The following is a 14,004-nucleotide window of genomic DNA, read 5'->3' as shown; positions in this document are numbered from 1 at the left end:
CATGGACGGGCGGCGTGGCGTTGTGGCACTTTTTCACCGGTCGAGGTCCAACGATAAGTGATCGCACGGACTTTCAAACGCCGGAGATCTAGGGAAATCCCTAATATTTGGGATCGGCGGTAAAGGCGGACAGTAAAAATCCCAAAACATTTTCCAGCCATGGCCATGTATCATCGAGGCCACTGTTGATCATGACTCGATACAACAGTTCGGTGTCGCCGGATTTCTGGAGACGGACGTGTACCAATCCGTATCCGTCCTTGTCCTGCCGGGCCTGCGAAGACGACGAGTTGAGGGATCGGTGCCGTGAGCCGATGCGAGTCCATGTCCGCGTCCGCTGAGCGACTCCGGGAGCGGGATACCGCCGTCGCGGTGATCGGAGTGTCCTGCCGGCTGCCGTCCGCGGCGGATCCCGCGCAGTTCTGGCGGCTGCTGTCCAGCGGGTCGAGCGCGGTCTCACAGGTGCCGCCGGGCCGATGGGACAGCGGGGCCGCGGCCTCCGGCGAGACCGGCTGGGGTGCCTTCCTGGAGGACGTCGACGGTTTCGATGCGGAGTTCTTCGGGATCTCTCCGCGTGAGGCGCGGGCCATGGACCCGCAGCAGCGCCTCGTACTGGAGCTGGGCTGGGAGGTCCTGGAGGACGCGGGCCTGCCGCCGGCCGCGGTACGCGGCAGCGACACCGGGGTGTTCATCGGGATGACCGCGGATGACTACGGCGCGCTGGACCGGCTCAGAGGACCGGCGGCGATCGGTCATCACACCCTGACCGGCCTGAACCGCAGCATGGCCGCGAACCGGCTGTCCTACGTCCTGGGCCTTCGGGGACCGAGCCTGGTGGTGGACACCGGGCAGTCGTCGTCGCTGGTGGCGGTGCACCTGGCCTGCGAGAGCCTGCGGCGCGGGGAGTCGGCCACCGCGCTCGCCGGTGGTGTGCACCTCAATCTGATCCCGGACAGCGCGGAGGCCGCGGCCCGGCTCGGCGCCCTGTCCCCGGACGGCCGGTGCTTCACCTTCGACGCACGTGCCAATGGGTATGTGCGCGGCGAGGGTGCGGGGATGGTCCTGCTCAAGCCGCTGGCGACGGCGTTGGCCGACGGGGACGAGATCCTGTGCGTCATCGAGGGAAGCGCGGTCGGCAACGACGGCCCCGGCGACGGCCTGACCACCCCCGACCCCGAGGGGCAACGGGCGGTCATCCAGACCGCCTGCAGGCGTGCGGGCGTCGACCCGGCCGCGGTCCAGTACGTGGAACTGCACGGGACCGGCACCCGGGTGGGCGACCCGGTGGAGGCCGCGGCGCTCGGCGCGGTGTACGGGGCGGGCCGGGCCACGGACAGCCCCCTGCTGGTCGGTTCGGCGAAGACGAACGTGGGACACCTGGAGGGCGCCGCGGGCATCACCGGCCTGATGAAGGTCGTGCTGTCGCTGCGGAACGGTGAACTCCCGGCGAGCCTGAACTTCGAACACCCCAATCCGCGGATCCGCTTCGGCGAGTGGAACCTGGATGTGGTGACGTCGACTCGTCCCTGGCCCTACCGCGACGGCCGTGCCCTGGCCGGGGTGTCGTCGTTCGGCATGGGCGGCACCAACTGCCACCTGGTGGTGTCCGCCAGCGAGCCGGCGTCCGGGGACACGTCCGCGGCGGCGGACCCGGACACCGGTGCGGCGGACAGCGCTCTGATGGCGGGTGGCACCGTGCCGTGGCCGGTCTCGGGCCGGACTCCCGGGGCGCTGCGTGCGCAGGCCGTCCGCCTCGCGTCCCATCTGGCCGGGAACGACCGGCTCCGTCCGGTGGACGTGGGCTTCTCCCTGGCGACCACCCGGACCGCGTTCGACCACCGTGCCGTCGTCCTCGCGTCGGACCGGTCGGCCGCCTCGGAGGCGCTGACGGCGCTGGCCGACGGCGAGTCCGCGCCGGGCGTGGTGCGGGGAGTCGCCGATGTCGAGGGCAAGACGGTGTTCATCTTCCCCGGGCAGGGGTCGCAGTGGGCGGGCATGGGCGTCCGGTTGATGGCGGAGTCCCCGGTGTTCGCCCGGCGGCTGGCCGAGTGTGCCGCCGCGCTCGCGCCTCATGTGGACTGGTCGCTGGTGGAGGTGCTGCGGCAGGCCGAGGGGGCGCCGTCACTGGAACGGGTGGATGTGGTCCAGCCCGCCTCCTGGGCGGTGATGGTCTCCCTCGCGGCGGTGTGGCAGGCGCACGGGGTGGTCCCGGACGCGGTGGTGGGCCATTCCCAGGGAGAGATCGCGGCGGCGTGCGTGTCCGGTGCCCTCTCCCTGGAGGACGCGGCCCGGGTGGTGGCGCTGCGCAGCCAGACCATCGCACGCCGCCTGGCGGGGCGGGGCGGCATGCTGTCGGTGGCACTGCCCCGGGCCGAGGCCGAGGCGCGGCTGCTCCGCTGGGACGGCCGCGTGTCGATCGCGGCGGTCAACGGGCCGGGCTCGGTGGTGGTCTCCGGTGAGCCGGCGGCGCTGGACGAGCTGTTCGAGGAGCTGTCGGGCGCGGAGGTACGGGTGCGCCGGATCGCGGTGGACTACGCCTCGCACTCGGCCCAGGTGGAGCGGGTGCGCGACGAGTTGACGGCCGCGCTGGAGGGCATCCGCCCGCGCCGGGCCGAGGTGCCGTTCTACTCCACGGTGACCGGCGAGTGGCTGGACACCACCGGTATGGACGCCGGGTACTGGTACCGCAATCTGCGGCGGACCGTCGGCTTCGAACCGGCCGTCCGGACGCTGCTCGGCCAGGGCCATCGCGTCTTCGTCGAGGTCAGCTCCCACCCGGTGCTGACCGCCGCGGTGCAGGAGGTCATCGACACGGCCGACGTCAAGGCGGTCACCGTCGGCACGCTGCGCCGGGGACTGGGCGGGGCCGACCGGTTCCTGACCTGTCTGGCGGAGGTGTACGTGCGCGGTGTGCCGGTGGACTGGCCGCGGCTGTTCACCGGGACCGGTGCCCGGCGGGTGGCCATGCCGACGTACGCGTTCCAGCGGGAGCGGTACTGGCTCCAGGAGGCGGCCGGCGAGGTCGCGGTGCGCGATGCCGTTCCGGCCGTTTCCGCGCCGGTGACCGGGCACGCCACCGATCCGGAGCCGGAGCGTGGGGAATCCGCTGCCCGGTGGACCCGCGCCGAGGTGGCACGGCTGGTCCGCGCGGAGACGGCGGTGGTCCTGGGCTTCGCCGACGCGGAGCGGGTGGACCCGGCGCGGCCCTTCAAGGAACTGGGCTTCGACTCGGCGATGACGGTGGAGCTGGCGACCCGGCTGAGGGCCGCGACCGGACTGCGGGTGCCCAACACCGTGCTGTTCGACCATCCCACGCCGGCCGCGTGCGCGGAACATCTGGCCACGCGGCTCACCGGCCCGGTGACCGGTGACGCGTCGCCGGCGCCCCGCGCCGTACCGGAGGACGACCCGGTGGTGATCGTGGGCATGGCCTGCCGCTACCCGGGCGGGGTGACCTCACCGGAGGAGCTGTGGGAACTGGTGTCGGGCGAGGCGGATGCCATCTCCGACATGCCCGTCAACCGGGGATGGGCGCCGGAGATGGTGGCGACCGGCAGGCCGGGCGGGTTCCTGTACGACGCGGACCGCTTCGACGCGGCGCTGTTCGGGATATCCCCGCGCGAGGCGGAAGCCATGGACCCGCAGCAACGGCTGGCCCTGGAGGTGAGCTGGGAGGCGGTGGAACGGGCCGAGATCGCTCCGTCGTCACTGCGCGGCAGCAGCACCGGGGTGTTCCTCGGGGCGATGGCCCAGGACTACGGTCCGCGGCTCAAGGACGGCGCCGGTGCCGCGGAAGGGTATCTGCTGACCGGCACGTCGCCGAGCGTCCTGTCCGGCCGCGTCGCCTACGCCCTGGGGCTGCGGGGGCCCGCGCTGACCGTGGACACGGCGTGCTCGTCGTCCCTGGTGGCGCTGCACCTGGCGGCGCAGGCGCTGCGCGGTGGCGAGTGTTCCCTGGCGCTGGCCGGCGGTGTCACCGTGATGTCGGAGCCCGGGATCTTCGTGGAGTTCGCCCGGCAGGGCGGCCTGTCGCCCGACGGCCGCTGCAAGGCGTACGCGGAGGCCGCGGACGGCACCGGCTGGTCCGAGGGGGTGGGCGTCCTGGTGCTGGAGAGGCTGTCCGACGCGGTCCGGGCCGGCCACCGGGTGCTGGCGGTGCTGCGCGGTTCCGCGGTCAACTCGGACGGGGCGTCGAACGGCCTGACCGCGCCCAGCGGCATCGCGCAGCGGCAGGTGATCGGCCAGGCCCTGGCCAGTGCCGGCCTGGCCCCGTCGGACGTGGACGCGGTGGAGGGGCACGGCACCGGCACCCGGCTGGGTGACCCGATCGAGGCCCAGGCGCTGCTCGCCACCTATGGACAGGGCCGGGACCCGGACCGTCCGCTGCTGCTGGGGTCGCTCAAGTCCAACATCGGGCACACCCAGGCCGCCGCCGGTGTCGCGGGCGTCATCAAGATGATCCTGGCGATGCGGCACGGCGTCTTGCCCCGGACCCTGCATGTGGACGCGCCGTCGTCGCAGGTGGACTGGTCGGCCGGCGCGGTGGAACTGCTCACCGGGGCCACCCCGTGGCCACCGGCCGAGCGACCTCGCCGCGCGGGCGTGTCGTCGTTCGGGATCAGCGGCACCAACGCGCATGTGATCGTCGAACAGCCACCGCGGGACCGGCCCGACCGGCCCAGCGCGCGGCCACCGGCCGGATCGCCGGCGGAGCCGCGGCCCGGTGTGGTGCCCTGGCCGGTCTCGGCGCGTACCCAGGCCGCGCTGGACGGGCAGCTGGACAGGCTGGCCGCCTTCGTGGCCGACACCGGCGCGGCGGCGCCGGACATCGGCTTCTCCCTGGCCACGACACGCTCCGAACTGGAGCACCGCGCCGTCCTCCTGGCCGCGACGGACACCGCCGGGGACGGCGCCGCGCGGCCTTGGAAGGTGGCCGAGGGCCTGGCGGGCGACCCCGGCCCGATGGCACTGTTGTTCGCCGGCCAGGGCGCCCAGCGGCTGGGGATGGGACGCGAACTGCACGCCCGGTACCCGGTGTTCGCGGCGGCGTGGGACGAGGTCTGCGCACTCCTGGACGGCGAGCTGGAACGGCCGCTGCGCGAGGTGGTGTTCGGCGACGACGCGGAGGCGCTGAACCGCACCGCATACGCCCAGCCCGCGCTGTTCGCCCTCGAGGTGGCCCTGTTCCGGCTGCTGGAGTCCTGGGGGGTGGCGCCGGATCTGCTGATCGGGCATTCGGTCGGGGAGATCGCGGCGGCGCATGTGGCCGGGGTGCTGTCCCTGCCCGACGCGTGCACCCTCGTCGCCGCCCGCGGACGGCTGATGCAGGCGCTTCCGGAGGGCGGGGCCATGGTCGCGCTGCGGGCCACCGAGGACGAGGTGACGCCGCTGCTCGCCGGCTGCGGGGACCGGGTGGGACTCGCCGCCGTCAACGGACCGCGGGCGGTGGTGGTCTCCGGGGACGCCGGCGAGGTGGAGGCCATCGCGGACCGCTTCGCCGCCGACGGCCACACGGTGACCCGGCTGCGGGTCAGCCACGCGTTCCACTCCCCGCTGATGGCGCCGATGCTGGAGGACTTCCGCACGGTCGCCAAGGGTCTGGCCTTCGGCGAGCCGCGTATCCCGATCATCTCGACCGTCACCGGTGAGCGGATCGGCACCGCCGACCACTGGGTTCAGCACATCGTGCTGACCGTGCGGTTCGCCGACGCGGTCGGCGCCGCGGCACGGGCCGGTGCGCGCACCTTCCTCGAACTGGGCCCGGACGCCACGCTGTCGGTGCTGGCGCAGGACGCCCTGCCCGACGTGGCGCGGGTGGAGGCCGTGTCCCTGCTGGGCAAGGACCGCGGCGAGGAGTCCACGGCACTGACGGCCGCCGCCCGGCTGTATGTGCGGGGTGTACCGATCCGGTGGGCCGAACTGTTCGCCGGTACCGGCGCGCGCCGGATCGCGCTGCCGACCTACGCGTTCCAGCGGGAGCGGTACTGGACCACGCCCGTCGCCGGCACATCGGCGACCGGTGCGGTCCCGGCGGGGCTCGGCGGTGTGGACCATCCGCTGCTCGGCGCGGTCGTGGAACTGCCCGAGACCGGTGGTCTGCTGTACACCGGCCTGCTGTCGGTGGCGGCGCGTCCATGGCTGGCCGACCATGTGGTGGCCGGGCAGGTGACCTTCCCCGCCGCCGGATTCGTCGAGCTGGCGATACGGACGGGCGACGAGGTCGGCTGCGCCCTCGTCGAGGAGCTGACCCTGGTCGCACCGCTGGTGTTGTCCGGGCGGGACGACGGCGGGGTGCGGATCCAGGTGGCGCTCGGTGGTCCCGGCGACGACGGCCGGCGCACCCTGAGTATCCACTCGCGGCCCGTCGGCGCACCCGACGTGCCCTGGACGCGGCACGCCACGGGCACGCTCGCGCCGGGCGCCCCCGCGGCCGACGCCCATGACCGGCGGGCGTGGCCGCCCGCGGACGCCGTACCCGTCGATCTCGACGCGTTCTATGAGCGGCGGCGCGCCGCCGGGCTCGCCTACGGGCCAGCGTTCCGGGCCGTCCGGGCGGCCTGGAGGGCCGGCGACGAGGTCCTGGCCGAGGTCGCGCTTCCCGAGGCGCTCGCCGACGAGGCCGACGCCTTCCGCCTCCATCCCGCCCTGCTGGACGCGGCGCTGCACCTGGCCTCGCCGGCCGTGCTCGACGGCCCGGACGGCGGACGGCTGCCGGCGAGCTGGTCCGGGGTGTCCCTGCACGCCGTGGGCGCGTCGGTGCTGCGGGTACGGATGAGCAGGACGGGCGACGACACGGTCACGCTGACCGCCGCCGACACCGCGGGCGATCCGGTGGCGACCGTGCGCACGCTGACGCTGCGTTCGCCGGACGTCCGCCCCCCGGCGGCCACGGCGGCGCGGCCGCTGCTGCGCCTGGACTGGCTGCCCGCCCCGGCGCCGGACACCGCGGGGCACGACCCGGTGGCGGCCGGGGAGGCGGTGCTGGTCCCGGTCGCCGCGCCGGTCGGCGTGCCGGTGCCGGAGGCGGTCCGTACCGTCACCGCGTCCGTGCTCGACACAGTGCGACAACACTTGGAAGCGGCCGACGCGGACGAGGCGGCCGACGCGGCCGAGGCCGGTGACGGCGGGCCCGCGCGGGTGGTGTTCGTGACCCGCGGAGCGGTGGCCACGGCACCCGGCGCGGCCCCCGACGTGGTGGCGGCCGCGGTGTGGGGGCTGGTGCGATCGGCCCGGCAGGAGAGCCCCGGCCGGTTCGTCCTGCTCGACCTGGACCCCGCGGACGACGATGATCCGGTGCCGGCCGCCGTGGCGGCACTCCGCGCGGCGCCGGACCGCGATGAGCCCGAACTGGCGCTGCGCCACGGGCGGTTGCTGATCCCTCGACTGGCCTCCGTCGAGGTCACGGACCCGGTGGCGCCGGAGATGGTGTGGGGTGGCGACGGCACCGTGCTGATCACCGGCGGCCTCGGCGGTCTCGGCGCGCTGATCGCCCGGCACCTGGTCACCGCGCACGGGGTGCGCCACCTGGTGCTGGCCGGCCGTCGGGGGGCCGACACCGAGGGCGCCGGGGAACTGCTGGCCGAGCTGAGCGGGCGGGGCGCACGGGTGACCGCCGTCGCCTGCGATGTCTCCGACCGTGCGGCCGTTGCCGCCCTGCTGACGGCGATCCCGGACGAGCACCCGCTGACCGGTGTGGTGCACGCCGCCGGTGTGCTCGACGACGGACTGGTCGCGGCGCTGACTCCGGACCGGCTGGACACGGTGTTCCGCCCGAAGCTGGACGGCGCGTGGCATCTGCACGAGCTGACCCGTGACCTGGGTCTGAGCGCGTTCGTGGTGTTCTCCTCGGTGTTCGGCGTCCTCGGCAACGCGGGGCAGGCCGGTTACACCGCGGCGAACGCGTTCCTGGACGCGCTGGCGCGGCGGCGGACCGCCGAAGGGCTCGCGGGCCTGTCCATCGGCTGGGGGCCGTGGCCCCAGGACAGCGGGATGTCCGCCGCGCTGAGCGACGCCCAGCTGCGGCGGATCACCGCGGCCGGGCTGCCGACGCTCCCCGTCGATCAGGGGTTGGCCTGGTTCGACGCCGCGGGCGCGGTGGACGAAGCCGTCGTCGTCGCGGCACGCGTCGACCGGGCCGCCCTGCGCGCGCGGCACACCGTGCCCGCCGTCCTGCGCGGCTTGGTCCCCGCCGGAACCGCCCGCCGGGCGGCGGCCACCGAGCGCGGCTCCGGTCTGCCGACCGGGCTGACGGCCGACCAGACCCGTGCCGCCCTGTCCCAGTTGGTGCGTGAGCAGGTGGCGTCGGTGCTCGGGCACGCGGATCCCCTGGCGGTCGCGAGCGGGCGGACGTTCAAGGACATGGGCTTCGACTCGCTGACCGCCGGCCAGTTGCGGAACGCGTTGCGGAAACGGACCGGCCTGAGCCTGCCGTCGACCCTGGTCTACGATCACCCGACGCCCGACGCCCTGGCCGGCCATCTGTGGACCGCACTGTACGGCGGCGCCGACGAGCGAGCGGAGGGCGCCGAGCCGGCCCCGACCGCGGCGGCGGGCCCGACGGCCGGGGCACCCGCTGAGGAGCCGATCGCGATCATCGGAATGAGCTGCCGGTTCCCCGGCCGGGTGCGCTCGCCCGAGCAGCTGTGGGAGCTGCTGGCCGAGGGCGTGGACGCCACGTCTCCGCTGCCCGCCGACCGCGGCTGGGGTCCGGGTGTGTACCACCCCGACCCGGACCGCACGGGCACGACCTACTCGGCGGCGGGCGGCTTCCTCGACGGCGCGGCCGAGTTCGACGCGGCGTTCTTCGGCATCTCCCCGCGCGAGGCCGCCGCGATGGACCCGCAGCAGCGGATGCTGCTGGAGCTGGCCTGGGAGGCGTTCGAACGCGCCGGGATCGACCCCACGTCCCTGCGGGGCAGCACGACGGGCACCTTCGTCTCGGCGACCGCCCAGAGTTACGGCGCGGACGTGTCCGCGGACTCCGACGGCTATCAGCTCACCGGCACCCTCCCGAGCGTGCTGTCGGGCCGCCTCGCCTACCTGTTCGACCTGGGCGGGCCGGCCGTGACGGTGGACACGGCCTGCTCGTCGTCCCTGGTCGCGCTGCATATGGCGTGCCAGTCGCTGCGCTCGGGGGAGAGCACCCTCGCCCTCGCCGGCGGCGCCACGGTGCTGACCGGCCCCGACACCCTCGTCTCGCTGAGCAGGCACCGGGTCGTGGCGCCCGACGGGCGGTGCAAGGCGTTCGCCGAGTCGGCGGACGGCATGGGCATCGCCGAAGGCGCCGGTCTGCTGGTGCTGGAGAGGCTGTCGGACGCGGTCCGGCACGGCCACCGGGTGCTGGCGGTCGTCCGCGGATCGGCGGTGAACTCCGACGGTGCGTCCAACGGGCTGACCGCGCCGAGCGGACCGGCCCAGCAGCGGGTCATCCGGCAGGCTCTCGCCAACAGCGGGCTGTCGGCGTCCGATGTCGACGCGGTCGAGGCACACGGAACCGGCACCGCGCTGGGCGATCCGATCGAGGCCCATGCCCTGCTGTCCACCTACGGCCAGGACCGGGGCGGCAATCCGCCGCTGCTGGTCGGCTCGGTCAAGTCCAACATCGGACACACCCAGGTGGCCGCCGGTGTCGCGGGGGTCATCAAGATGGTGATGGCGATGCTCCACGGCGAGCTGCCGAAGACCCTGCACGTCACCGAACCGTCCTCCCGCGTCGACTGGGACTCGGGCGCGCTCAGGCTGCTGACCGAGGCCGCGCCGTGGCCCGACCTCGGCCGGCCGCGGCGGTGCGCGGTGTCGGCGTTCGGCATGAGCGGGACCAACGCCCACGCCATCCTGGAGCAGCCCCCACGGCCCGCCGGTCGACCCGCGCTCGCGGATCCCGCGCCGGACCGGCCGGTGGCCTGGCCACTGTCCGGCACGTCGGCCGGAGCGCTGCGCGCCCAGGCCGCGAAACTCCTCGCACACCTGGACGACCACCCCGGACTGCGGCCCGTGGACGTCGGGTATTCACTGGCCACGACCCGTGCCACGTTCGAGCACCGGGCGGTGCTGGTGGGCGACGACCTGGCGGCGCTGCGTGGGAGCCTGGCGGCCCTGGCCGAGGGCACTTCGTCGCCCGCCGTGGTGCGGGGCACGGCGGGCGAGCGCCGTCCGGTGGTCTTCGTGTTCCCCGGGCAGGACGCGGCATGGGCGGGGATGGCGGCCGAACTGCTCGATGTCTCCCCCGTCTTCGCCGACCGCGTCGCGGCGTGCGAGGCGGCCCTCGCCCCGTACCTCGACTGGTCGCCCACCGGTGTGCTGCGCGGCGAGTCCGGCGCTCCCCCGATGGACGGGCGGCCCGATGTGCTCCAGCCCGTGCTGTGGACGGTCATGGTCTCGCTCGCCGCCCTCTGGCGCTCGTTCGGCGTCGAACCGGCCGCCGTGATCGGCCACTCCCAGGGCGAGGTCGCCGCCGCCTGCGTCAGCGGCGGTCTGTCGCTGGACGACGGTGCCCGCGTGGTGGCGCTGCGCAGCCGGCTCATCCACGAGCGCCTGTCCGGGCGCGGCGCGATGATGTCGGTGATGGCAACGCCGGAGCGGGTACGGGAGTTGCTGGACGGGACGTCCGGCGCGGTGTCGATCGCGGCGGTCAACGGACCGAGGACGGTGACGCTCTCCGGCGATCCGGCCGCGCTCGACGAGGTCGAACGCGGTCTGTCGGCCGCCAGGATCATGCGCTGGCGGCTGGGCGGGGTGGACTTCGCCGCCCACTCGGCGCAGATCGACGAGATCGAGGCAGAGCTGCTCGAACTGCTGGCACCGGTACGGCCCCGCCCGTCGGACGTGCCGTTCTACTCCACGGTGACGGGGAACCGGCTGAACACCGAAGAGCTGGACGCCCGGTACTGGTGCCGGAATCTGCGGCAGACCGTGTCCTTCGCCGAGACCATGGCGGCTCTCGTACGCGAGGGCTACGGGGCCATGATCGAGGTCGGCCCGCATCCGGTGCTCGCGGTCGGCACCAGCGAGATCATCGAGCACGCGGGCAGCCCGGCGGTCACCCTGGGCACCCTGCGCCGCGACGACGGTGGATGGGACCGCGTCCTTCGCGCGCTCGGGGAGGCCCATGCCCACGGCGTGCCCGTCGACTGGGGCATGGTGCTGTCCGGTGGCCGCACGGTGGACCTGCCCACCTACGCCTTCCAGCACGAGACATACTGGAGCGCCCCGCCCGCCACCACGCCCGGACGGACCCACTCCGCCGACGAGCCGCTGTGGGAGGCCGTGGGCCAAGGCGATGCCACCGCGGTCGCCACCCTGCTCGGCCTCGAAGCCGAGTACACCGAGTACAAGGACGCGCTCGACGCGGTGCTCCCGGCGCTGTCGGCGTGGCGCAGGCGGCAGGACGAGCACACCCTGACCAGCGCGCGGCGCTACCGGACGGTGTGGACGCCGCTGCGGGTCCCCGCCGCCCCCGCACTGACCGGAACCTGGCGGGTCCTCACCACCGATGGCATCGACGACGCCGATGTGGTGTCCGCGCTGACCGCGCACGGCGCCCGGGTGGACCGGGTGGTCCTCGACGGGACCTGCGCCGATCCCGAGGTGCTGGCGGAACGGCTCGGCGACCTCGACGGCACGGCCGGAGTGCTGTCGCTGCTCGCGGCGGCCGAGGAGGCGGACAGCGGCGAGCCCGTACTGCCCGCCGGTCTGGCGCTGACCGTGTCGCTGATCCAGGCGCTGATGGGGGCCGGCGCCGAGCTGCCGCTGTGGACGGTGACCCGTGGCGCGGTCTCGACCGGCCCGGCCGACCCGGTGCGCGACCCGCGGCAGGCGATGGTCCTCGGACTCGGGCGCACCGCGGCCGTGGAGGCGACATCGCTGCGGGGCGGGCTGGCCGACCTGCCGGAGCGGCTCGACCCCGAGGCGGCCAGGCGGTTCGCCGCGCTGCTCGCGGCGGGCCCGGGAGACGAACAGGCGGCGGTGCGCTCCTCGGGCGTGCTCGTCCGGCGGCTGGAGCGGGCGGCGGCACCGGCCGACGCGCCCGGCACCTGGGTGCCCGGCGGCACGACCCTGGTGACCGGCGGCACCGGGACGCTCGGCAGCCGGGTCGCCCGCTGGCTGGCCCGGCAGGGAGCCGGGCACCTGGTGCTGCTGAGCCGGAGCGGCCTCGCGGCACCGGGCGCGGCCGAGTTGGCGGCCGAGCTGACCGCCCAGGGGACGAGCGTCGAGGTGGTGCGGTGTGATGTGACCGACCGGGCCGCCGTGGCCGCGGTGCTCGACCGGCTCTCCACGGACGGCACTCCGGTGCGCGCGGTGGTGCACACGGCGGGGACCCGCGCCCTCGGCCCCCTCGGCACGGCGAACCTCGCGCAGGTCGCCGACGCGGTGCGCGCCAAGGTGGCGGGCGCCGCGCACCTCGACGAACTGCTCGGCGACACCCCGCTGGACGCCTTCGTGCTCTTCTCCTCACTGGCCGGTGTCTGGGGCATCGGCGACCACGGGGCGCAGGCGGCGGGCGACGCGTATCTGGAGGCGCTGGCGGCACAGCGCAGCGCCCGCGGCGCCTGTGCGACGGCGATCTCCTTCAGCCCCTGGGAGGAGGCCCGCCCGCGGCTGAACCGGCAGGACGGCGAGCACCTCATCCGCAGCGGGATGGCCTTCCTCGACGGCGACGTGGCCCTGGCCGGGCTCGCCCAGGCGCTGCATGAGCAGCGGACCACGCTGACGGTCGCCGACATCGACTGGGAGCGCTATCTCTCCGTCGTCACCGCGGCCGGCTCCCGCCCGTTCTTCGGCGAGCTTCCGGAGGCACGGTCCCTCGCCGTGCCCGCGGCCCCGAGCCGCGACGGCGAGTTCGCGGTGCGACTGCGGAGCCTTCCCGCCGGGGAACGGCGCAGGGACCTCCTGGACCTGGTGCGGAGCGAGGCCGCCGTGGCTCTCGGCCACTCGTCCGGCGAGGCGATCGGCGAGCACTCGGCGTTCCGCGACCACGGCATGGACTCCCTCGCGGCGGTCGACCTGCGCAACCGGCTTGCCGCGGCACTGGGCACGCCGCTGCCCAGCACCGTCGTCCTCACCCACCCCACCCCGGCCGACCTGGCCGACCATCTCCTCGACCACCTCGCCGCGCCGTCGGCACAGGACGGCGCCACCGATGTCGTCCCGACGGCCGACCTGGTCACCCGGCTCCACCGCGAGGCCATGCGGACGGGCCGGGTGAACGAGGCCGAGACCCTGCTCCTGGACCTCGCCGCCCTCCGGCCCAAGGGCAGTGGGCCCCTCCCGCCCACGGTCGACCGGCTCACCACCGGCACCTCGGGCACCCACGTGTTCTGCGTGGCCCCCATCGTTCCCCTCACCGGGCCCCACACCTACTACGCGCTCGCCCAAGCGCTCCCCGACGACTGGTCGGTCTCCTGTCTGACGCCTCCCGGCTTCGGCACCGACGAGGAACTGCCCGCCACCCGGGAAGCACTCGTCGAAGGGCTGGCCCGAGCCGTGGTCGCGAGCACCGGCGGCGACACCGCCGAGCCGGTGATCCTCCTGGGCACCTCGTCCGGCGGCATCCTCGCGCACGAGACGGCCCGCCGTCTCGCCGACCGCGGCACCCCCGTACGGGCGGTCGTCCTCGTGGACACCTACATCCTGGAGTCCGCCACCGCCCGAGCGCTCCAACCCCACCTGTGGCACGGGCTGTACGCACGCGAGCACCTCACCGACGGCTACACCGCCACCGACCTGTCCGCCTACGCCTGGATGGAACGGCTGCTGCGTACGTGGGCCCCCGTGCCGACCCCCTTCCCGACCCTGCTCCTGCGTGCCTCGGACCCCTTCCCCGTGCCGGACGGGACGGATCCGGTGCCGCCCGACTGGCAGACGGTCCTTCCGCACCTCACCACCACGCTCACCGCTTCGGGCAACCACTTCACCCTCGTCAACCAGCACGCCGCCACCACCGCCGGCCACATCGCCGACTGGCTCACCATGCCCGGCTGACACGCGCCGCGTGGGGCGCCCCCG

1 protein-coding gene is annotated in these 14,004 nt (G+C 74.6%); it reads left to right on the top strand.

Translation table 11 applies throughout. The annotated features are described in order from the left end of the window. The first annotated feature begins 324 nt into the window (after positions 1–324). Entirely contained in the window at positions 325–13,980 is a 13,656-nt protein-coding gene (locus PS467_RS34490; RefSeq protein WP_311038497.1) for a type I polyketide synthase, read from the top strand. Positions 13,981–14,004: the final 24 nt, after the last annotated feature.

Origin of the sequence: Streptomyces luomodiensis (genome assembly GCF_031679605.1) — a bacterium.
GTDB classification, from domain to species: domain Bacteria; phylum Actinomycetota; class Actinomycetes; order Streptomycetales; family Streptomycetaceae; genus Streptomyces; species Streptomyces luomodiensis.
Note: the sequence above shows the minus strand (reverse complement) of the source record. Positions and strands in the feature narration are given on the sequence as shown.